This is a genomic window from Hymenobacter pini (assembly GCF_020421205.1).
Taxonomy (GTDB): domain Bacteria; phylum Bacteroidota; class Bacteroidia; order Cytophagales; family Hymenobacteraceae; genus Hymenobacter; species Hymenobacter pini.
This window is the reverse complement of record NZ_JAIZZH010000007.1, coordinates 122,200-143,042: the sequence shown is the minus strand read 5'-3', so window position 1 is coordinate 143,042 and position 20,843 is coordinate 122,200. Positions and strand designations below refer to the sequence as shown.

18 protein-coding genes are annotated in these 20,843 nt (G+C 59.7%); 9 read left to right on the top strand and 9 right to left on the bottom strand.

The window, feature by feature from the left end:
* Positions 1-39: 39 nt before the first annotated feature.
* Complete coding sequence (locus LF252_RS21570) at positions 40-1,056, bottom strand: sensor histidine kinase (protein ID WP_226271669.1); 1,017 nt, start codon at positions 1,054-1,056, stop codon at positions 40-42.
* A gap of 209 nt (positions 1,057-1,265) precedes the next feature.
* Here LF252_RS21570 and LF252_RS21565 point away from each other — a divergent pair, with 209 nt between their 5' ends.
* Complete coding sequence (locus tag LF252_RS21565) at positions 1,266-2,354, top strand: DUF5694 domain-containing protein (protein WP_226271668.1); 1,089 nt, start codon at positions 1,266-1,268, stop codon at positions 2,352-2,354.
* 136 nt (positions 2,355-2,490) lie between these two features.
* Here the strand turns inward: LF252_RS21565 and def are convergent, their stop codons facing one another.
* A complete protein-coding gene (def, locus tag LF252_RS21560) occupies positions 2,491-3,090 on the bottom strand; it encodes a peptide deformylase (RefSeq protein ID WP_226271667.1) in 600 nt (199 codons plus the stop codon).
* Positions 3,087-3,497, bottom strand: a complete 411-nt coding sequence (ruvX, locus tag LF252_RS21555; protein WP_226271666.1) for a Holliday junction resolvase RuvX — start codon at positions 3,495-3,497, stop codon at positions 3,087-3,089. The genes def and ruvX overlap by 4 nt, the downstream gene beginning before the upstream one ends.
* A gap of 421 nt (positions 3,498-3,918) precedes the next feature.
* Here ruvX and LF252_RS21550 point away from each other — a divergent pair, with 421 nt between their 5' ends.
* Positions 3,919-5,601, top strand: coding sequence for a S41 family peptidase (locus LF252_RS21550; protein ID WP_226271665.1), 1,683 nt, complete (start codon positions 3,919-3,921; stop codon positions 5,599-5,601).
* 101 nt (positions 5,602-5,702) lie between these two features.
* On the opposite strand, the gene LF252_RS21545 is transcribed toward LF252_RS21550, so the two are convergent.
* Positions 5,703-6,683 carry a transglutaminase-like domain-containing protein gene (locus LF252_RS21545; RefSeq protein WP_226271664.1) on the bottom strand — a complete coding sequence of 327 codons (981 nt, stop codon included), beginning with the start codon at positions 6,681-6,683 and terminating at the stop codon, positions 5,703-5,705.
* 164 nt (positions 6,684-6,847) lie between these two features.
* Between LF252_RS21545 and LF252_RS21540 the strand changes: the two genes are divergently transcribed.
* Positions 6,848-8,056: a homogentisate 1,2-dioxygenase gene (locus tag LF252_RS21540; RefSeq protein ID WP_226271663.1), complete on the top strand. Its 1,209-nt coding sequence runs from the start codon at positions 6,848-6,850 to the stop codon at positions 8,054-8,056.
* 259 nt (positions 8,057-8,315) lie between these two features.
* Positions 8,316-8,846 carry a hypothetical protein gene (locus LF252_RS21535; RefSeq protein ID WP_226271662.1) on the top strand — a complete coding sequence of 177 codons (531 nt, stop codon included), beginning with the start codon at positions 8,316-8,318 and terminating at the stop codon, positions 8,844-8,846.
* Positions 8,847-9,023: 177 nt separating this feature from the next.
* Here LF252_RS21535 and LF252_RS21530 read toward each other — a convergent pair whose 3' ends face one another.
* The 3 genes from LF252_RS21530 to LF252_RS21520 all read right to left on the bottom strand — a co-directional run bounded on the left by LF252_RS21530 (position 9,024) and on the right by LF252_RS21520 (position 11,979).
* Positions 9,024-10,580: a hydroxymethylglutaryl-CoA reductase gene (locus LF252_RS21530; RefSeq protein WP_226271661.1), complete on the bottom strand. Its 1,557-nt coding sequence runs from the start codon at positions 10,578-10,580 to the stop codon at positions 9,024-9,026.
* An 81-nt stretch (positions 10,581-10,661) separates the two neighbouring features.
* A complete protein-coding gene (locus tag LF252_RS23195) occupies positions 10,662-10,913 on the bottom strand; it encodes an energy transducer TonB (protein WP_226271660.1) in 252 nt (83 codons plus the stop codon).
* Positions 10,914-11,184: 271 nt separating this feature from the next.
* A complete protein-coding gene (locus LF252_RS21520) occupies positions 11,185-11,979 on the bottom strand; it encodes a WG repeat-containing protein (RefSeq protein ID WP_226271659.1) in 795 nt (264 codons plus the stop codon).
* A 226-nt stretch (positions 11,980-12,205) separates the two neighbouring features.
* Between LF252_RS21520 and LF252_RS21515 the strand changes: the two genes are divergently transcribed.
* Both LF252_RS21515 and LF252_RS21510 read left to right on the top strand, forming a co-directional pair.
* Positions 12,206-13,021 carry a phytanoyl-CoA dioxygenase family protein gene (locus tag LF252_RS21515; protein ID WP_226271658.1) on the top strand — a complete coding sequence of 272 codons (816 nt, stop codon included), beginning with the start codon at positions 12,206-12,208 and terminating at the stop codon, positions 13,019-13,021.
* Between the two features lie 121 nt (positions 13,022-13,142).
* Positions 13,143-13,925 carry an SDR family NAD(P)-dependent oxidoreductase gene (locus LF252_RS21510; protein WP_226271657.1) on the top strand — a complete coding sequence of 261 codons (783 nt, stop codon included), beginning with the start codon at positions 13,143-13,145 and terminating at the stop codon, positions 13,923-13,925.
* A gap of 70 nt (positions 13,926-13,995) precedes the next feature.
* Here LF252_RS21510 and LF252_RS21505 read toward each other — a convergent pair whose 3' ends face one another.
* Positions 13,996-14,643, bottom strand: coding sequence for a sphingomyelin synthase family protein (locus tag LF252_RS21505; RefSeq protein WP_226271656.1), 648 nt, complete (start codon positions 14,641-14,643; stop codon positions 13,996-13,998).
* Positions 14,644-14,807: 164 nt separating this feature from the next.
* Between LF252_RS21505 and LF252_RS21500 the strand changes: the two genes are divergently transcribed.
* Positions 14,808-16,118: an amidohydrolase gene (locus tag LF252_RS21500; RefSeq protein ID WP_226271655.1), complete on the top strand. Its 1,311-nt coding sequence runs from the start codon at positions 14,808-14,810 to the stop codon at positions 16,116-16,118.
* A gap of 190 nt (positions 16,119-16,308) precedes the next feature.
* Positions 16,309-17,190 (top strand): ATP-grasp domain-containing protein, encoded by an 882-nt coding sequence (locus LF252_RS21495; RefSeq protein ID WP_226271654.1) that lies wholly within the window; start codon positions 16,309-16,311, stop codon positions 17,188-17,190.
* An 87-nt stretch (positions 17,191-17,277) separates the two neighbouring features.
* Here the strand turns inward: LF252_RS21495 and LF252_RS21490 are convergent, their stop codons facing one another.
* A complete protein-coding gene (locus tag LF252_RS21490; RefSeq protein ID WP_226271653.1) occupies positions 17,278-18,069 on the bottom strand; it encodes an SDR family oxidoreductase in 792 nt (263 codons plus the stop codon).
* A gap of 303 nt (positions 18,070-18,372) precedes the next feature.
* Here LF252_RS21490 and LF252_RS21485 point away from each other — a divergent pair, with 303 nt between their 5' ends.
* Complete coding sequence (locus tag LF252_RS21485; RefSeq protein ID WP_226271652.1) at positions 18,373-20,838, top strand: M4 family metallopeptidase; 2,466 nt, start codon at positions 18,373-18,375, stop codon at positions 20,836-20,838.
* Positions 20,839-20,843: the final 5 nt, after the last annotated feature.

Below are 20,843 nucleotides of genomic sequence, written 5' to 3'. Positions count from 1 at the left end.
GCCCTCTGCGGAAAACGTCGTCAGGAAATAGCCAGGATTTTACCCCAATTCCAGCTCCAGCAGCGTGTGGTGCGTCGTCCCGTCATTCCGGATTTCCAGCCGGTGCCGGCCGGGGTAGAGCAGTTCCAGCCGCCGCCGGATATTGCCCAGCCCGATGCCCGTCGTGTGGTCTTTCTGGTGCTGGCTGATGTGATTATGCACCTCAAACTGCAGCTGCCGGGGCGTGGGTAGCCGCAGGCTGATACGCACCGGGCACTCGGGCCGGCTGGTTACGCCGTGCTTAAGAGCGTTTTCCACGAACGGAATCAGCAGCAACGCCGCTACCCGCTGTCCATTAACAGCCCCCTGCACGTCCAGTTCCACAAAAAACCGGTCCTCGAACCGCAGCCGGTGCAGTGCCAGGTAGTTGTGCAGGTAGTCCACCTCGTGCTGCAGACTGGCCGTGCCGTCGGGGCTTTCCGTGAGCATGTAGCGCATCAGGTCGGAGAGGCGCAGCACCGCCTCGGCCAGCGGCTCCGATACTACGTAGGCCTCGGCGTAGAGGTAGTTGAGCGTGTTATAGAGGAAGTGCGGGTTGATCTGGGTTTTGAGGAAGGCCAGCTCAGCCCGGGTTTTCTCCTGCTGGAGCTGCTGGTGTTCCCGCTCCCGCCGAAACGCGTTTTCCAGCCCCCACACCGCCGCACTCAGCACGATGTAGGAAGTGCCCCAGTACAGGTTTTCCAGTATGTAGGTGCTGGCCGGCGTATCAGCGTCGTAGTTGCCGAAGCCCAGCGTGGCGGGCAGCAGTACCTGTTCCAGCAGATAGCGCAGCCCAATGAAGGTAGCCATAATACCGGCCACGCCCAGCAGCAACTGCGGCAGCTTGCCGCGCCGCAGGTAGCGCGGAAACACCCACAGGTAGCCCAGGTAGAACTCCATGCACTCCGCCAGCAGGATAGTACCCGTGAGGGTGGCTCGTACCGGCTTGGCTCCATCAAAGTAAAGGCCCAGGCCGATGTAGCCGGCCCACAGCGTCCAGCAAAGCAGATGCAGTCCAACAATCTGGCGTTTCGTCATGGCCTAAAAGTAGCAGGTGCCACCCGGTGACGGTAGTTTATTATGTGAATGAGGCAGTTTGATGCCTGAACCGGCGGGGCGGGACCTATCGGGTTGTTTTGGGCAGTTGACAGGTGGTTTTGGGTGGTTGGAATAATAAAGTTTCGACAGCGTAGCCTGCCCTGCACTTTTGAATCAGTTCTGCCACTCCACCTCCTCTCTCTTTCGTCATGCTACTTTTCCCGCTCCGTCGCCTACTGTTCTGCCTGCTGCTGGTACTTCCCCTAGCCGCCCGTTCTCAGTCTGCCGCGCCGCTTGAGGTGGTGGTGGTGGCTTCCTCGCACGGCAACCCCGGCCCCGATGCCAGCTACCGGCCCGTCATCGAGAAGCTGAAAGCCTACAAGCCCGATATGATTTTCGGCGAGTACATCTCGGCCACGGAAATGCAGCAGCTGCCTGCCGACAGCTACGCGCCCCGCCTGTTCCGGGCCCGCCGCCAGTTCGTGCAGCAGCGCAGCCCACAGGCCCGGCCCCTTACGGAGCGCCAGATGGAAAAGGCCCGGCAGGCGTTGGCCGGCTTCCCGTACTACCACAAAACCCGTATAAACCTGGCCCGCAGCTATGTACTCGGCTTCGACCGCGCCAATGCCGAGTACCAGCTGTACCTGCTCAATCAGGAAATGAAGCCCCGCTTCGGCGGGCAGGAGCTGACCTACTTCAACACCATATTCGGCGGCTCCGACTCCCTGCAGCGGCGCCGCCTGGTGCGGCCCACCAGCGAGTACCATAAGATCTTCTTCCCGCTGGCCTACGAACTGCAGCACCCGCAGGTGTACCCCATGGACTGCCAGCTCTACGACGCCGCCTGGAGTGCCGCCTGGGCGCAGGCCGATAAGCAGATGAAAGCTCTGAAAGCCCGCGTTAAGCTGGACTCAACCTCCGCCGAAGCCGTCACTTTGCGCAGAATTAATGCTGCCGGCACCGCCTACGGTAACTACGGCCCCACTACCAATACTCCGCTGGCCATCTATCAAGCCCTCAACGCTCCTGCCTACGCGCAGGTAGATGAGCCCGTCAATTTTTACGGTGGCGTGGCCCTGTACGGCACCCCCGGCTTCCCCACCGAAGAGGTAAAAGCCATGAAGGCGCAGTGGCTGCTGCGTAACCAGGGTATGTGCGCCAATGTGGTGCGCCTGGCCCGCCAGCAGGGTGCCCGCCGGGTGGTGGTAGCCGTTGGCGCTTCTCACGGCCAGCTGATGAGTGAACTGCTTCGCGCCATGCCCAGCGTGACGGTGGTCAGCTTCAACGACCTGCCCTAGCGTAGCCAGACTATCCGCGTGAATGATTCAGCGTGAGTAGGGTAAGTGACGTGTTGTAATGGATATAAAAAGGCCTACCGCAGTATGCACTGCGGCAGGCCTTTATCGTTGCTAAGTGGGGGCAATATCTGGCTGCTTACCGCCGGCCCTGGCCGGCAAACTTCATGCGGTAGTCGGCATTCACATCGCCCTTGCTGATGCGGGCCAGCTTGCCTTTCAGCAGCTGCTTTTTCAGACCTGATACATAATCGGTGAATAGTACGCCCTCTAGGTGGTCGTACTCGTGCTGAATTACGCGGGCCGTCATGCCCGAGAAGGTTTCCTCGCGCTGCTGGCGGTTTTCGTCCTCGTAGCGCAGCACAATGGTGGAGTGGCGCACCACTTTCTCGCGCACGCCGGGAATGCTCAGGCAGCCTTCCTCAAACGCCCATTCTTCGCCGGTTTCGCTTACCATCTGGGGGTTGATGAAGGCGCGCTTCACCGGGGCCGCCGTGGGCTCTTCCACAATGGGGTTGCCATCTTCATCCTCATCCATCATCGGCTCCGAATCAATCACAAACAGACGGATGCTTTTGCCTACCTGCGGCGCGGCCAAGCCTACGCCGTACGCATGGTACATGGTGTCGTACATGTCAGCAATAATCTGCTTGAGTTCAGCGGCCGGAAAATCGGCGGGCAGGGGCTTGGCTTTGGTTTTCAGTACGGGGTCACCAAAGGCAACAATGGGGTAAATCATCGGGATTCGAGGTAGGATTGCAGAATGATGGTGGCCGCTACTTTGTCCACGGTGGCTTTGTCGCGGCGGTCCTTTTTGCCCAGGCCCCCGGCCAGCATGGCGGCGTGGGCCATGCGGGAGGTAAACCGCTCGTCAATCTCGTGCACGGGCACCGCCGGAAACTCCTTGCGCAGCTTGCGTACCAAGCCTACTACGGCGCTGGTGGAGTCGGTGGCTTCGTTGCTGAGGGTTTTGGGCATGCCCACTACCAACGCGGCCAACGGCTCACGCTGATGGTAGGCCTTTAGGAAAGGCAGCAGCTCCTGGCTGTGAATAGTATCCAGCGGCGTGGCAATAAGCTGAAGCGGGTCCGTTACGGCCAGACCTACGCGCTTGTGGCCATAGTCAATGGCAAGAATTCGGCCCATCGGAACAAGGTAAATGGTGCGGCACCCGGCAGCCTCCCAACCGGGAGGCTACCGAAGCTCACAAAGATACGACGCCCCCGAAGAAAGGTGCTATCTGGCAACTCAACGGTAAGGCAGGCAAGTCGGGAGAGAGCCGCAGTTTACGGGGCGGCAGCCACCGTTGGCCGAACACGGGCGGCCTTTTTAAAATGATAAAATAATCTTTGCACTCGCTTCATATTCAGCTGTTTCAGAATAGTACGCGAAATAGGTATAATAGAATTTAATAGTCTCAAATTAATAAAAAATTGTACTGTTATCTGAAAAGGTACAGAGGCAATGGTGCCGCTTGGTATTCTTGGAAAAGTTTTAATAGTTTTGAAGAACTGACCGTATTGCGCATTTCTGATTATCGGCTAAACAACTACTCTCTCAACGCGTTATGACCCCCGAGCCATCTGACTCGTCGCAGTCCGCGTCGAAGCCGACCCCGCGTAATACCCGCTGGCAGGTACAGCAGCCGTTGCTGCTGGGGCTGGCTCTGTTGGCCGGCGTGCTGCTGGGGGCCAACCCCTTCCGCCCTTCCGATCAGAACCCCGACCTCACAGCCCGCGGCTACCTAAAATTCAAGGAAATCCTCAGCTACGTAGACCGGGACTACGTGGACTCAGTAAACGCCGAGGAACTGTCGGATTATGCCATCAGCCGCATGCTGGAGCGCCTCGACCCGCACTCGGTGTTCATCCCGGCCAAGCAGCAGCAGCAGGCGTCTTCGTTCCTGCAAAGCGACTACGACGGCATTGGCGTCGAGTTCAACCTGTTTCGGGATACCGTAACGGTGGTGGCCCCGCTGAGCGAAGGTCCCGCGGAGCAGGCTGGCCTGCAACCCGGCGACCGTATCCTAGCCGTGAACGGGCAGCGGGTATCCGGAGTGCATTTCACTACCGAGCAGGTGTTTGGCAAGCTGCGCGGCCCCCGGGGCTCGGCAGTGTTGCTGCAGCTGGTGCGCCGCGGCTTGCCCCGGCCCATCAACCTGCAGGTAACCCGTAACCGCATTCCCAACTCCTCTGTGGATGTGGCCTATATGGTGGATAACCAGACGGGTTACATCAAGGTGAGTCGCTTTGCCAGCGGTACTTACGACGAGTTCAAGGCCGCCCTCGGCGACCTGCGCCGGCAAGGCCTCGGCCGTTTGGTGCTGGATTTGCGCGGCAACCCCGGCGGCTACCTTGACCGGGCCACCAAGATGGCCGACGAGTTCATTGGCGGCACCAAGAAAATTGTGTACACCGACGGCAAAGGCGACCAGTACGACACCCAGACGTTTTCGCGGGTAGCGGGCGAGTTTGAGGAAGGCTCCCTGGTGGTACTGGTGGACGAGGGTAGCGCCTCCGCCGCCGAGGTGCTGGCCGGTGCCCTGCAGGACCACGACCGGGCCGTGCTGGTAGGCCGCCGCACCTTTGGGAAAGGCTTGGTGCAGCAACCCATTGCCCTCAATGATGGCTCGGAGCTGCGCCTCACCATTGCCCGCTACTACACGCCCTCGGGCCGCAGCATCCAGAAATCCTACCGAGGTGGGCTGGGCGAGTACGAGAAGGACCTGCAGAACCGCCTGCGCCACGGCGAGTTGTTTCACGCCGACAGCATCCACTTCGCCGATTCGCTGAAATTCCGTACGGCCCACGGCCGCACTGTGTACGGGGGCGGCGGCATCATGCCCGATTTGTTTGTGCCCCGCGACACCTCAGCCATGTCGACCTATTACACCCGGTTGCAGAGCAACAACCTTATCCGGGAGTACGCCGTGACCTACTACCAGGAGCACAAAGACGAGTTGGAAGCTCTACGCTTCGAGCAGTTCAACCAAGCGTTCCGCGTAAGCGAAGCGCAGCTGCAGCAGCTGGCTGCCCGCGCCGCGCACAATGGCATTCCGCAGGATGCCGCCGGCCTGCGCCGTAGCACCCCGCTGTTGCGCACCCAGCTCAAAGCCTTGATTGCCCGTAGTGCCTACGGTAAATCGGCCTACTTCCAGGTACTCAATCAGGATGATCAGGAAATGCAGCAAGCCCTGAAAGCCGTGCAGGAGCCCGCCAACCCCGTGATGCTGGGGCTGCTGGATAAGTAAGCAGGGGAGGGTTCTTCCAGGTTGGACTAAAATTCCAGAACGTCATTTCTCGGCTGCGCTCGGAATGACGTTCTCATGAGCTTTCCCAGCAGACATAATTCCTACTTCACATCCTGAAACCGGAAGGTCTGCTGGACGCCGGATAATGGCTTTCCATCGGCTTCAGCGTAGGGGTAGATAAAGTAGTTGAGCGGGGCACTGTCTTGGCGCGGAGTTAGCACCAGGTCCCGACCCCGGGTAAACTCGATGCGGTTTTCATCGTGGGCGCCGAAAAAATAATTGCGGCGGGCCGGGTTTTTGGCCGCCTCAGAAGCATCTACGGGTACCCAGCCGGTTTCAGGGGTATAGAACTCGGCCCAGCAGTGGTACCCCTTGATTTCACCCTGTCCCCGCTCGGGCGGGAGCGGAAACCCGATACTGAACCGGGCCGGAATGCCTACGGCCCGGCAGTAACCAATGAACACAGCGTGAAAATCCGTGCAGTTGCCGCGGCGGGCGTCGCAGGCGTAGTAGATGTCGCCCCGGCCCCAACCCTGGCCAGTTTTGTCGTAGGTCACGGTACTGACCACGTGCTCGTAAATGGCGCGGGCTTTCTCTAGGTCGGTTTTGGCCTGGGCTTTCGTTACCACCTCCTGGGCCCAGGTTTTGATTTTACTGTCAATAGGTACCAGACGGTCGGGTTGCAGCCAGCGGGCCATGTTGGGGTCAGCCGCGTTAGTCCGGCGGATTTTGCGGGGGGCGGGGCTGCTGAGGTAGGGATTGAGGTGTTCCCGCCGAGTAGCCTCGAATTTCATGGCTACCTGCAAGTTGGCGGCCTGGGTGGCGGGTACTTTCAAGTGCAGCAGCAAGTTGCCGTATTGCGCAGCTTGCAGTGTGTACGGCACCGAGGTATGAATACTTAGGTGACTGGTTTGCTGCGAGGCATCGGGGTGGGGCACTGGTAGCCACAGCTCCACCGAGTCGGTGCCAGCTGGCAAAGATGGTACGGTGGCTGTGTATTCGAAGATGAATGTGCGGGTGCGAGGCGCGGGGGGGGCATCGGACCTGAACAGGTAAAGCAAGGGAAGCAGAAAGAACAGCATAACAATGGACAGTACGGTGCCGGGCAATAGTAAAGCCTGCACCCGCGGAAAAGTTGCCGGTTTAGCCGCTGCGCGAAGGTAGCGCCGGGCAGGCATCAGCCGTAAACCTTGTATCTTCCACCCGGCATTCCTTGCTTGTTTCCCACCCGCAACTCACCACCCGTATGCCCTTCTACCAACGCTTAGGCCAGATTCCGCGCAAGCGCCATACCCAGTTCCGCCAGCCCGATGGCTCCCTGTACCACGAGCAGCTGGTGGGTACGCTGGGCTTCCACGGCGTCTCGTCGCTGCTCTACCATAAGCACGCGCCCACCGAAATTCGGAAGGTAGGGGAGGCCCGGCCCTTCGCGCCCAAGCTGCTGAAAGACCGGCCGCTGGAGCCTGCCCACCTGCGCACCCTAGCCCAAACCACCACCGGCGGCGACTACCTACAGGCCCGCCAGACGCTGCTCGGCAACGCCGATGTGACCATGAGCATCTGCAACCCCACGGAGCAGCGGATGGATTACTATTATAAGAACGCGCTGGCCGACGAGGTAATTTTCGTGCACGAAGGCCGGGGCGAGCTGTGGAGCCAACTGGGCAAGCTGGCCTTCGAGCCCGGCGACTACGTGGTGATTCCGCGCACCATTATTCACCAGCTGCATTTTGAGGAAGGGCCTGTGCGCCTGCTCATCATCGAGTCGTTCAGCCCGGTGGAAACCTGCCGCCGCTACCGCAACCACTTTGGGCAGCTGCTGGAGCACGCGCCGTACTGTGAGCGGGATTTCCGCGGGCCTTCGGAACTGGTGGAGGGCGACGTACGCGAATCGGGCGAGTACGAGGTGCGGGTGAAGAAGGACGGGCTGCTGCACACGCTGGTGTACGGCCACTCGCCCTTCGACGTGGTGGGTTGGGACGGCTACTTCTACCCCTACGCCACCAGCATCCACGATTTCGAGCCCATTACCGGCCGCATCCACCAGCCGCCACCCGTGCACCAGCAGTTCGAGGGCAACAACTTCGTTATCTGCTCCTTCGTGCCGCGCCTCTTCGACTACCATCCGTTAGCCATTCCGGCGCCCTACAACCACTCCAACGTCGATTCGGACGAGGTGCTATACTACGTAGCCGGCAACTTCATGTCGCGGCGTGGGGTGGATCTGGCTTCGTTTACCTGGCACCCCAGCGGCATTCCGCACGGTCCGCACCCCGGCACCGTGGAGGCCAGCATCGGCAAAAAAGAAACCCACGAGCTGGCCGTAATGGTGGATACCTTCCGCCCGCTCTACCTCACCGAAGCTGCCCTGCCCTACGTGGACCCACGCTACCCCATGAGCTGGCAGCCTGATTTCAAGCACGAGCCGCCCCGCGCTGCTGATATGATGGATTAGCTTGATAGAGCTGTCATTCCGAGCGAGGCGAGGAATCTGGGTAAATCGTTCAGCGACTTAAACCAGATTTCTCGCCTCGTTCGGAATGACATTTTGGTGCTAACACACGAAAACCGGCACCGGGGCGTTAGGCAGCTAGCGTCCCGGTGTCGGTTTTGTCGAGGTATTGGCTGGGTTTACGTGGCACGAGTCTTGTTCCGGCTGATCTGACAAACCGAAAATAATCGGACTTCGTACCTTCGGGCAAATTGCAACCCCTATGAAAAAAATCCTGTTTCTGGCCCCTGTGCTGATAGTGCTGGCTTTTCTGAGCAGCTGCGACAAGCTGGACAAGCTGCTGACCTTTTACATTGAAGATTCGCAGTCGGTGAAAATTGCCAGTGCGTTTCCGGTGGGGCAGGTGGTGCCACTGACCCCTATTTCGGTGCCTACCCGCTCCGATGAGAAGTTCAAAAACGAAAACACCAGCGCCAATCTGGTCAAAGACGTGAAGTTGGACCGCCTCACCCTTACCGTGACGGACCCCAGCACCGAAAATTTCGACTTCCTGCAGAGCATCAGCATCTACATCAGCACCGACAACAACGACCGGATTCTGCTGGCCTCGCAGGATAATATCCCCACCGGCGTCAACACACTGCAGCTAACGCCAACGAAGGAGAAGCTGGATAAATACGTGAAGGCCAGCAGCTACACGCTGTCTACGGAGGCCCGCATCCGCAAGCCCATCAGCCGCGACATCACCATCCGCACGGATTCCCGCTTTAAAGTGACGGCTGACCCGCTGTAATGAGAGAGTTGAGTGTCATTGCGAGCAGCGCGAAGCAATCCTTTCTTACCTGAGCGCGAAACACTGACCTATTCAAAAGCCCCTGACGCTGGAACCAGACGTCAGGGGCTTTTCAGTTTTTCCAGGCTTCATGCCTTATTGAGGCCGATTGCTTCGCTCCGCTCGCAATGACAGTTCCTACCGGTTGCGACCGTATTGCTCGTGGCTGCTGACCCAGTCGGAGCTGCTGATGGCGGCACCTAAGCTTAGCTCGCCGGCCAGCACTACGCCAGCCACTATTTCGGCGAATTTGTTGACGGTGCCGCGGCCCACGCAGCCTAGCAGCCGCAGAAACTCATTCTGGGTGGCCAAGCCGGTGCCGCCGCCGTGGGTAGCCACAATCAGCGACGGAATGGTGATGCTGATGTACAGGTCGCCCTCAGGCGTGATTTCGGAGTAGAGCACGCCAGCCGATGATTCTGAGACGTTGGCTACATCCTGACCGGTGGCAATGAACATGGCCGTGATACCGTTGGCCGAGTGCGCGCCGTTGTTGTTGGCCCCCGAGATGAACGCACCCACGTTGCTGACCTGCCCGTGGTAGGCCAGCTGCTCGGGCGTTACGCGCATGCGCTGCTGCAGAATGTCGCGCTTGATAATGGCTTCGGCCACCACGCGCTTGCCCCGGGTGCGCATCACGTTGATTTGGGAGGCTTTCTTGTCGGTGGCGAAGTTGCTCTCGAGGTAGAAGTGGCGAATGGGTGCACCCTTGTAGTTTTCCAGAATCCAGGAGCAGGCCGCAAAGGTGGCCCGGCCTACCATGTTCTGGCCGGCTGCGTCGCCGGTGCTGAAGTTGAAGCGCAGGTAGGCGAACTTGTTAGCTAGGTAGGTATCAATGTACTGCAGCTTGGCCACGCGGGAAGTGCTTTCCGCCTCGGGCCGAATCTTGTCAATTTCCTCTTCTACCCACTTGCCAAAGTCCCGGGCCCCGCGGGCATCATCAAACACAAACACCGGGGCACGTTGCATAGCGTCGCCGATGACAGTGCACTTCACACCCCCGCACAGGTTGAGGAGTTGAATGCCCCGGTTGTAGCTGGCTACCAGGGTGCCCTCGGTGGTGGCCAGCGGAATCAGGAAGTCGCCCTGGGCATGCTCGCCGTTTACGTGCAGCGGGCCGGCCAGGCCCACCGGAATCTGGGCCACGCCGGTGAAATGCTCACAGTTTCCCTGCAGGTCGTGGGCATCAAAGGAGTAGTTTTTGAGGTGCTGAAACTGCTGACCCGAAAACTCCTCGGCAAACTGCTGCCGGGCCCGGATGGCGTCGTCGGAGTAATCGTCTTCCTCGGAACGCGGAATCTTGTTGCCCTGTGTAGGTAGGTTGGTAATGGAATCCTCCACCTCTACCGACAAGTCGCCGAACGGGTCGGCCGAGAACTGCACCTGCACCGTGTGCAAACCTTCTTTGAGTGGCTCGGTATGCAAATGGAACGTGGCCGACTGGCCCACCGGCAGCGTGAAGCCGGCCGCATCGGCATTGAACATGGTGGCTGGTCGTACGTCGCCTGCGCCCAAGTCGAGGGCAATCTGCTCCACCCCAATGCGCTTACCATCCAGCACCACCGCCTCCACGCGGGTGATACGCACGGTATCGAGGCGGTTTTTGATGCTGAAGGCTACGCCCTCGGGCGTATTGCGGAGGCTGCCGCGGGTGTACAGCAGCTTAAGCAGCATGGGGCTGGGCGTAAAAATCATACGGTGGGAGAGGTTGGGTTAGGATTCTACGGGTGGGGAAAATAGAAAGGTTTTCGGGGAATGATAAATAACAGCTGAGTTTCAGTGGCTGACTGAGTTCCGAAAGAAGGAAACGGGCGCCACCATCTCGTGCGCACGAGCCACGCCGCCGCAAATGGCTAGTGAAAAACGACCATTCAACAACTTTACTATGCGCAACGCCTCTGCACCAAATAAAGGATGTATTCCTTTCCGCACTTGTGCTTGGTATACCTGCCCATCTGTATCTACAACGAACGACACGAATACCCAGCCATTGACATTTAGTGGACCTGTTATAGCTGGCCATTCCAAATGCTCTTGAATAAAACGTTACAGGCTGTCCTGCTTACTGCGCTTGATATACACAGGCATCACCTCGCAAATCGTAACCGGTGCACCTTTACCAATTGTCCAGTACACCTCGGAGGTAATAGTAGCTGTGTCAGGCGCAACGTGGTCAACTGGCTTTGTCTGAGCTATGGCAGTGTGACTGAAATGTGCCACAAAGCAAATGACAGTAGAAAGCAGCGGTTTCATTTGTGCTTGTGGTTGGTAGGGCCATGGCAGATAGGCTGTAACCCGTTTACTGCCCGCCGGCCGGGGTAGCATCCCAGAATTCCCGGCCGTGGCTATCTATGTAGCCAAACTGGCCGTCGGGGGCCTGTACGCGGGCCACCTCTTGCTCGAAGGGCTCGGCCTGGCGGTAGCGCACTTCCGTGAGGCGGTTGCCCGCAGTATCGAGGTAGCCAAAGAGTCCGTTCACCTGCACTATGGGGTAAGCGAGGTTGCCGGTGAGGCGAATGGCATCATACTGCACGGGCTGCACGGGCTGGCCTTTGCTGTTGAGCACGCCCCACTTATTGGCTTGGCGCACAAACAGCAGGCCGTTGTAGTTGTCCCGGATTTCGTCGTAAATGGCCGGTACCGAGGCCGTGCCTACGGTGAAGCGGAACCCTACTTTGCCATCTTTACGCACCGCGTCGCCTTGTTCCAGGGGTTCCTCTTCGCGCTCAACCGGGGCGGGCTCAGTGAGGCGGTGGCCGCTGGGCCCGATATCAAAGGTTTCACCATTGAGCTCCACGGTAGCCCGGCCCTGCCGGAAGTTGCTGGCCCGGCTGTACTGAATGGCCGTGACGGGGTTGCCGCCCCCGTCGATATACCCATACAGCGTGCCTTGCCGCACCCAGGCCAGTTCCTCCCAGAACGGCCCGGCTTCATCGTAGCGGGGCGGCAGTATCAGGCGGCGGCTCCGGTCGGCGTAGCCCCAGCGCTGGCCTTGCCGGAAGGGCACGAGGCGGGTAGCGGCAGTTTGCGCTTGTGCCACGAAAGCCGTACCCACGCAGAGCAGGAGCAGCCAGGGTAGCAGACGTCGTTTCATGCGGAACGGTGGTTGAAGGGGCAGCGGCAATACCGGCTAAGATACGTAATTGTGGCGCAAACCTATTGCGCGTTGGTCGGTTCATTCACTCGTTCTTCACGGGGAGGCGCGCACCTTGCGGCCCGAAACTATCAGGTAGTAACGCAGTGGTTTCTGCCTGGTACCCGCCTCTGCGTACTATCTTTGCCCCTGCCTGACCGGGCGTGTTGCTAACCCGCCTCTACTTATGTCATCACAACCAACCTATCCGCGCTTTACCCTCGGCGAAACCCTGACGCCTGAGCAGCTGGGTTTTTTTCAACAGCACGGCTTTCTTCACTTCCGCCAATTTATCTCGCCCGAAACCGTCCGGACCTTGCTACGCGCTTCTGAAGACGTGCAGCGCCAGTGGCTAGCCAACGACGTGAAAAAGGTGAATGGCGTGCCGATTAAATACGGCAAGGACGTAGACGGCTCACCCATTGTGCAGCGGTTCGCCTTTGCCTCCCACCACAGCCCCGTGCTGCACGAGTTTCTGCAGGACCCCCGGTTCCGGGCGCTGTTTCCGCTGCTGGAGGCCCCCGGTGGCCGGGTAGGGGAGAACGAGAAAGACGGCCTCGTCATCAACCACTACGTGAACGTACCGGGCTCGGAGTTCTCGCAGATGGGCTGGCACACCGACTCGCTGCGGGACGTGTTCTACGGCAAGAAAATCGGGCCGATGCTGAATGTGGGCCTGCACCTCGACGGAACGCCGGCCACCAACGGCGGCCTGCGCGTCATACCTGGTACCCACCGCCAAGGCCTACGCGACATCCTGTTCCGTAAGAAATACTACAAAGACGTAGGCCCTGATGAGCACGAAATAGCCGTGGAAACCGAGCCCGGCGACCTGACCGTGCACGACGGCCGCATGTGGCACCGCGTGGCCCAGTCGCCGCTGGTGGGGGAGGCCTCGCGCCGCCGCGTGATGTACGTGCCCATCATTGCCGGCAAGTACGAGCCCAAGCACGAAAACAGCCCCACGCCGTTCTACCTACGGTTTTTGCACCTAGTTAAATAGTGACTCGTTCTTTGTTGTTGGTTTCTCGTTTTTCGGCCACGGGTGCGCTGAAAACCGCACCATTGAACAGTACGACGTAACCCAGTGCGAAAAACAAAAAAACAACAACGAAAAACCAACTGTGAAAACAGCACTGATTACCGGCGCCTCGCGCGGCATTGGGCGGGCTATGGCCCTGGAACTGGCCCGGCTTGGATATGATGTGCTCCTCACGGCCCGCTCCGTAGACCAACTGGCGCAGGTAGCTACCGAGGTGCAGCAGCTGGGCCGGCAGGCGCACAAGCTGCCGCTGGACTTGGCTGCCCCCGGCGCAGCAGAGCAGCTGGCCGCCTGGGCTCAAGCGCAGACCACGGAGCTGGCGGTACTGGTGAACAATGCTGGCTACGGCTTGTGGGGAAAGTTTGAAGAGCTGAGTCTGGCCGAGCAGCAGAACATGCTCCAGCTGAACATGCAGTTGCCGGTAGCCCTCACCCATGCTCTGCTGCCCGTGCTGCGCCGCCAGCCCAAAGCCTACATCCTGAACGTGGCCAGTACCGCCGCCTACCAAGCCGTGCCTACGCTCACGCTGTACGCGGCCAGCAAGGCGTTTCTGCTCAGCTTCAGCCGGGGCCTGCGCTACGAGTTGCGCGACACTACTGTATCGGTAACGTGCCTTAGCCCCGGCGCTACCAGCACTGATTTTGCCGGCCGGGCCGGCATGAACGAGGCCCTGCAGGCCACTTCCAACAAAGTAGCCATGACGCCCGAGCAAGTGGCGCGGGCCGGTGTCAGCGCATTGCTGGCGGGCGAAGCCGAGGTAGTTCCCGGAGCGCTCAACAAGGTGTCGGCGGCGCTTACCAGCGTGGTTCCCAAAAGCCTGACGGAGCGCATTGCCGCGGGTATCTACGAGAAGCATTTGAAGTGATACGAGGATGAGTAAACAGCACGTCATTCCAAGCAGAGGCAGCGCCGATGCCGGGGAATCTTGCACGCTCTCATTCCTTCATCACTTTACCGCCGATCCACCACGCCAGCCACGTAAATAGCGGGGCCGCTAGCACGTCGTAGGTGTAATGAGCATGCTGTACGAGTACCAGCAACCCAATCAGAAATGTGCCCGCCAGCAGCCCCCACCGCCGCCAGCCCGCAGGTACGGCCAGCGCCAGCAGGAACAGCGTAGCCGTGTGGCCGGAGAAGAATAAGTCCTTGGTGATGGGGGCCGGCGTGGCGTAGATGAACTGGTCAACGAGTGGGTCACGGAGCAGCACCAGGCCCGCGGGTGGCTCCAGCGGCAGCAGCCAGAGCGTAGCGCACCGCAGCAGATGCAGCAGCAGATAAGCCCACAAAGCCCGCAGCAGTCGATAAGGCCGGGTTAGTAGTGTGACTACGCCCAACCCAATACCCAGATAAATTACGGCAAAAGCCGCCCCTGATACATCGTGCGCCGGCAATGCGGCTAGCAGCGGGTCGCGCAGTTGGCGGGCTGGGCGGGCCTGCACCCAGGCAAAATAGCGCGGCAACTGGCTAGCCAGCAGCAGCAGCAGCGCCAGTACCGCGCCCAGCCGCCCCCGAAACCCCGGTTGCTGCCAGGCAGCAGGCCAGCTGGTAGCTGCATCAATGGAGGGCGTAGTGGGCAAGCGCATAGTGATGCAAAGTAGCACCCGAAAACTAGGTAGGAGGGTAGGCGGAGCCTAACGGCTAGGCAGATGGTGGCTGAACTGGTTTCTTTTCCGGCGGTGGCGGATGTACATTGGCGCTTTGGGGCCGGTACCGGCTGGCCCAGCTTTGTCTTCTTGACCTGTTTCCAATGATTAACCGCTACCTCGCAGCCTTGGCCCTGATGGCCGGCATTTCCGCCCCGGGCTTTGCCCAGAATACTGCCTCTACGGAGCGCATTGCCAAACTCTCGCAGCAGCAGGAAGCCAAGGTGCTGGCGTGGCGGCGCGACATTCACGAGCACCCCGAGCTGGGCAACCAAGAAACCCGCACGGCTACCTTGGTGGCCGAGCACCTGCGCAAGCTGGGCCTGGAAGTGCAAACCGGCGTGGCCCGTACCGGCGTGGTAGCCCTGCTGAAAGGCGGCAAGCCCGGCCCCGTGGTGGCCCTGCGCGCCGATATGGATGGCCTGCCCGTAACGGAAAGCAATGCCCTACCTTTTGCCTCCAAAGTACGCGCGCAGTACAACGGCCAGGAGGTGGGCGTGATGCACGCCTGCGGCCACGATACCCACGTGGCCATGCTGCTGGGCGCGGCCGAAGTGCTGGTGCAGATGCGGCAGGACTTAGCCGGTACCGTCAAGTTCATCTTCCAGCCCGCCGAGGAAGGCTCCCTGCCCGGCCAGGAAGGCGGGGCCCGACTGATGGTGAAAGAAGGCGTACTGCAAAACCCCAAGGTGGATGCCATCTTCGGGCTGCACATTCAGGCCCAAACGGAAGTAGGCAAGCTCAGCTACCGGCCCGGCGGCGAAATGGCGTCGTCCGATGTATTCAACATCAAAGTGAAGGGTAAATCGGCGCACGGGGCTTACCCCTGGTTGGCCGTGGACCCGGTGGTAACCGCCGCCCAGATTATTCTGGGGCTGCAAACCATCGTCAGCCGGCAGTCAGAGCTGACGGAGGATGCCGTTGTGCTTACCGTGGGCATGGTGCACGGCGGAGTGCGCAATAACATCATCCCGGAGCAAGTGGAGCTAACGGGTACCATTCGCTGCCTCAACAAGGAAATGCAGCAGAAAGTGTGGGCCGCCGTGCGCCGCACCGCTACCAACATTGCCGAAAGCGCCGGGGCCACGGCCGAGGTGGATATTGTGAACTACGCCCCCGTTACCTACAACGACCCGCGCCTGACCGCCCAGATGGTGCCCAGCCTCAACCGGGCCGCCGGGGCCGCCAACGTAAGCGTGCAAAAAGCCGTGACCGGGGCCGAGGATTTCGCCTTCTACCAGGAAAAAGTGCCCGGTGTATTCGTGTTCGTGGGAGGTATGCCCAAGGGCAAGAACCCCGCCGATACTGCCCCGCACCACACGGCTGGCTTCTTCGTGGATGAAAGTGGCCTCACGCTGGGCGTGCGCACCCTAGTAACGCTAGCCACCGATTACCTGGCCGCCGCTAAAAAGTAAGCTGACGGGTTAGGTCGGTTGATGGGAATATACCGATTTGGGCGCGAGTTCAGGAATTGACCGTGCTGGGTGGTGCCGTAAACTGCCGGGCGCAACCTGAGCGGCGCTTTGTCGTCTAGTACCCCGCCGGACAAGCCGGCGCCACCCGCGCCCATGCTGGCGTAACCCAACGAATTCGTTTAAATCAGTGATGAATATTGCCCTCGTTACCTGCGAAAGCCTGGCCCAGTACGCGGCTCCCAACGTCGATGATGAGGACAGCCTGCTAACCCGCTACCTGCGCGAGCAGGGCCATACGGTGGAGCCCCGCATCTGGAGCAATCCGGCTGTGGACTGGCTGCGCTACGATGTGGTGGTTGTGAAATCTCCCTGGGATTATTTCGACCGGGTAGCGGAGTTTTACGAGTGGCTGGACCGCATGCAGCAGCTGGGCGTGCGTATGCTCAACCCCGCCGCCACCATCCGTTGGAACGCCGATAAAAAGTACCTGCTGGAAATGGAGCAGGCCGGGGTGCGCATTGTGCCCACCCGCCTGCTGCCCCGCGGCGAGGCCGTAGATGCCGCCGACCTGCTACGCGAGATGAACCAGGAAAAACTAGTAATCAAGCCGGCCGTGAGCGGTGGCGCTAAGAACACCTTTGTGCTTACCCAACAGGAAACGGCCGTGCGCCAGCCCCAACTCACGGAGCTTCTCCAGCACGAAGACTTTCTGGCCCAGCCCTTCCTGCCCCGTATCCAGGAAGAAGGTGAGTGGTCGTTGCTCTACTACGGTGGGCAGTTCAGCCATTGCGTGCTGAAAACTCCCAAGGCCGGCGACTTCCGGGTGCAGCATTACCTGGGTGGTGGTATTGAGCCCCGGTCGGCGCCCGCCCACCTGCGCCGCGCCGCCGACGACATTGTGCAGCGTTTCGCCAAAGGCTGCCTGTATGCCCGCGTAGATGGAATTGACCAAAACGGCGAGTTGCTCCTGATGGAACTGGAGCTCATCGAGCCCTTCCTCTACCTAGCTTCCGACTCTCAGGCCCTGCCCCGTTACGAAGCCGCCCTACGGGAAATGGTGAAGAGTTTTTAGGTTAAGAAGTTAGAAAGTTGATACCAGCCTGCTTAAGCAAAGGATGGACGTCAACTTTCTAACCTCTCAACTTACAAACTTCTCAACTTAAAACCCATTCACTGTGAAGCCGCCGTCCACGGCCAGCGTTTGGCCGGTGATGTACGCTGCGGCGGGCAGACACAGGAAAGCCACGGCCGCCGCTACTTCTTCCGGCTCTCCGATGCGGCCAGCCGGCGTGCGGCTCAGTACCTCCTGCAAATAGGCTTCGTTCTGCAACACGCCGGCAGCCAACGGCGTGCGAATATACCAGGGCGCCACGCAGTTCACCCGAATATTCTGCCCGGCCCACTCCACAGCCAGGTTGCGCGTGAGCTGCACCAGCGCCGCCTTCGTCATGCCGTAAATGGAGCCGGTGCGCACGTGCGTCAGGCCCGCCACCGACGAAATATTGACGATGCTGCCCGCCCCGGAAGCCGCCAGTAATGGCTGCAGCCCCCGGCTCAGCTCCCACGCAGATTCCAGATTAGTAGCCAGCAGCTGCTGGTACTCAGGCAAGGCGTAACTCACAGTTGGCTTGCGAATGTTGGTGCCCACGTTGTTGACGAGGATGTGCAGTTGGGGCCAGCGTTGCCGGGCGGTATCCAGCACCTGCACCCGTCCCTCAGTGGTGCTCACATCAGCGGCCAGGGCGTAGGCATCCAGCCCTTGTTGCTGCCACTCAGCTACTTGCTGCTCCAGCTCAGCGGCAGTGCGCGCTACGGCCAGCACGCTGGCCCCAAACTGCAGCAGTTCGGCCGCCGCCGCCGCCCCAATGCCTTTTGAAGCCCCGGTAACCACAGCCGTTTGTCCGCGCAGGCTCCAGCGTGCGTTTATCGATGCGAAAAATGAAGACTGCATGAAGATGAATCTTGAAATGTTTAAAATTTTGGCTATCCCATGAGGGCAGCCAGGATATAAGCAATGGGCAAAGAACTCGTGATTGTGTAAAAAGGATGCATTGTAAATGTTTTAAGCATTGTTAATACATGGCTTTGTTTTCAACAATAATTGCTTTGTGAAGGGGTATTGATAATGATTTTGTTAAAATATGATTGTTAGTATTAAAGAATTATTAATTTGGCAGCCGTAAGTACTTCGCCGCCGGAACGAAGCCCGGTAACGAAGTAATTCAATTTCACTCCCCACAACCAACCACACAGTATGATCAACAAATACTCTGCGGCAACGCTGTTGCTGCTCGGTGGCGTAGCCTCGTCGGCACTGGCCCAGGATTACTCCCGGGTGCAGACGAAAGACCTAAACGACAACGGTACGCCCTACATGGTCCGGTTTCGGGCTGGTCAGGAGGCGCAACTGAGCAATGCGCAGTCTTTGCTGCGCGAACAGTTGCAGCTCACGTCGGACGATCAGCTGCTACAAGCCAAAACCGAAGCCGACCAGCTGGGTTTTGTGCACGAAAAGTATCAGCAGTACTATAAAGGCATCAAGGTAGACTACGCCACCTACTCCGTGCACGCCCGCCAGGGCCGTGTGGAAAGCATCAGCGGGCAGTTTGAGACCGTGCGCGGCCTCAACATTACGCCTTCCCTGAACGCCTCGGCTGCCTTGGAACGGGCCCTCTCGTTTGTGGGCGCTAAGCGCTATATGTGGCAGGATGCCCAGGCCGAAGCTGGCCTGAAGCAGCAGGAAAACAACCCCAATGCCACCTACAAGCCCCAGGGCGAGCTGGTAATTGTCAACAACCAGCGCAGCCAGAGCCCGCAGAAGGCCCGCAAGCCCACGCTGGCCTGGAAGTTTGACGTGTACGCCCAGGCTCCCGTAAGCCGCGCCTACATCTACGTGGATGCCCACACCGGCGAGGTAGTACTCAAAAACGACATCATCAAGCACACGGCCGCTACGGGCTCGTTTGCCACCGCCTACAGCGGCACCCGCTCTATTGCCGATGACTACACCGGCACTGCCTACCGTCTGCGCGAAGCAACCCGCGGCCTGGGTATTGAAACCTACAACTGCAAAAAAGGCAACTCCTACACCTCGGCCGTTGATTTCACCGACGCCGACAACAGCTGGACGGAGTACAACAATGCCAACTTTGATAACGTAGCCGGCGACGCTCACTTTGGTGCTCAGGCTACCTACGATTACTGGAAAAACGTGCACGGCCGTAACTCCTACGACAACGCCGGTGCGAAAATCAAGAGCTACGTTCACTTCGACGATACCCCCGGCGACGGTGTAGGCTACGAAAACGCCTACTGGAACGGCTCGGTAATGACCTACGGCGACGGGGCCTCGCGCTTCCGCCCGCTGACCTCGCTGGACGTGTGCGGCCACGAAATTGGTCACGCCGTGTGCGAGAAAACCGCCAACCTAGTGTATTCCAACGAGTCGGGTGCCATGAACGAAGGCTTCTCCGATATCTGGGGCGCTGCCATCGAAAACTACGCCGTATCCACGCTGGGCGCTACGTCGGGTGGGGTAAAGGCCAAAGACACCTGGCTGATTGGCGAGGAGATTGACAAGCAGCAGGCCGCGCTGCGCTCCATGAGCAACCCCAACTCGCAGGGCCAGCCCGCCTACTACAAAGGCACCTACTGGTACACCGGCACCGGCGACAACGGCGGGGTGCACACCAACTCGGGTGTGCTTAACTACTGGTTCTACCTGATTTCGGTGGGCAAAACCGGCACCAACGAAAAAGGCTTGAGCTTCTCGGTAGCTGGTCTGGGTATCACCAATGCCGCTAAAATTGCCTACCGCGCCGAAAGCGTATACCTGACTTCTTCGTCGACTTACGCTTCGGCTCGCACCGCCACCATCAACGCTGCAAAAGACCTGTTCGGGGCTGGTTCCACGCAGGAGCAGGCCGTAACCAACGCGTGGTACGCCGTTGGGGTAGGCGCCGCCTACGGTGGAGGTACTACTCCGCCGCCCACCACCTCGTACTGCGCCAGCAAAGGCACTAGCGTGGCCTACGAGTGGATCGACTACGTGAGCCTGGGCTCCATTGCCCGCACCTCGGGTGCTGATGCTGGCTACTACAACGGCACGGCTTCGTCCACTTCGGTAGCTGCTGGCTCGTCGCAAACCGTCAGCTTCTCGGCTGGCTTCGCTTCTACGGCTTACACGGAGTACTGGAAAGTGTACATCGACTACAACCAGAATGGTGTATTCACGGATGCTGGTGAGTTGGTAGTATCGGGCTCGTCGTCGAGCAGCGGCACGCTGTCGGGCACCTTTACGGTTCCCACCACGGCCAAATCGGGTGCTACCCGCATGCGCATCATCATGAGCGACGCCTCGGCTACTACCAGCTGCAACAGCTATAGCTACGGCGAAACCGAAGACTACACGGTGAATATCACGGGCGGTACCTTCGCTCCGCAGGGTGTAGCCAGCATTGCCGGCGGTTCGTCGCTGAGCAACTCGGTTGAAAAAGCTATTACGGTGTTCCCGAACCCGGCTACCGACGAGTTGAACATCTCGCTGGCTAGCAAAGCCGGAGTAGTATCGGCCACGGTAACCGACCTGCGCGGTGCCCGTGTAGCTGGTGCCCGCTTCGAAGGCGGCCGCCTGAACGTAGCCGGTCTGGCCAAGGGCATCTACCTGCTGACAGTTAGCGACGGTCAGAAATCCTTCCACGAGAAGTTCGTGAAAGAATAGTCCTG

Excerpts from the sequence above, each read along its gene's own strand:
- LF252_RS21565 (WP_226271668.1), top strand. The coding sequence starts at position 1,266 with ATGCTACTTTTCCCGCTCCGTCGCCTACTGTTCTGCCTGCTGCTGGTA.
- LF252_RS21540 (WP_226271663.1), top strand. The coding sequence starts at position 6,848 with ATGCCCTTCTACCAACGCTTAGGCCAGATTCCGCGCAAGCGCCATACC.
- LF252_RS21530 (WP_226271661.1), bottom strand. The coding sequence starts at position 10,580 with ATGATTTTTACGCCCAGCCCCATGCTGCTTAAGCTGCTGTACACCCGC.
- LF252_RS21550 (WP_226271665.1), top strand. The coding sequence starts at position 3,919 with ATGACCCCCGAGCCATCTGACTCGTCGCAGTCCGCGTCGAAGCCGACC.
- LF252_RS21545 (WP_226271664.1), bottom strand. The coding sequence starts at position 6,683 with ATGCTGTTCTTTCTGCTTCCCTTGCTTTACCTGTTCAGGTCCGATGCC.
- ruvX (WP_226271666.1), bottom strand. The coding sequence starts at position 3,497 with ATGGGCCGAATTCTTGCCATTGACTATGGCCACAAGCGCGTAGGTCTG.
- LF252_RS21515 (WP_226271658.1), top strand. The coding sequence starts at position 12,206 with ATGTCATCACAACCAACCTATCCGCGCTTTACCCTCGGCGAAACCCTG.
- LF252_RS21570 (WP_226271669.1), bottom strand. The coding sequence starts at position 1,056 with ATGACGAAACGCCAGATTGTTGGACTGCATCTGCTTTGCTGGACGCTG.
- LF252_RS21500 (WP_226271655.1), top strand. The coding sequence starts at position 14,808 with ATGATTAACCGCTACCTCGCAGCCTTGGCCCTGATGGCCGGCATTTCC.
- LF252_RS21520 (WP_226271659.1), bottom strand. The coding sequence starts at position 11,979 with ATGAAACGACGTCTGCTACCCTGGCTGCTCCTGCTCTGCGTGGGTACG.
- LF252_RS21485 (WP_226271652.1), top strand. The coding sequence starts at position 18,373 with ATGATCAACAAATACTCTGCGGCAACGCTGTTGCTGCTCGGTGGCGTA.
- LF252_RS21495 (WP_226271654.1), top strand. The coding sequence starts at position 16,309 with ATGAATATTGCCCTCGTTACCTGCGAAAGCCTGGCCCAGTACGCGGCT.
- def (WP_226271667.1), bottom strand. The coding sequence starts at position 3,090 with ATGATTTACCCCATTGTTGCCTTTGGTGACCCCGTACTGAAAACCAAA.
- LF252_RS21490 (WP_226271653.1), bottom strand. The coding sequence starts at position 18,069 with ATGCAGTCTTCATTTTTCGCATCGATAAACGCACGCTGGAGCCTGCGC.
- LF252_RS21535 (WP_226271662.1), top strand. The coding sequence starts at position 8,316 with ATGAAAAAAATCCTGTTTCTGGCCCCTGTGCTGATAGTGCTGGCTTTT.
- LF252_RS21505 (WP_226271656.1), bottom strand. The coding sequence starts at position 14,643 with ATGCGCTTGCCCACTACGCCCTCCATTGATGCAGCTACCAGCTGGCCT.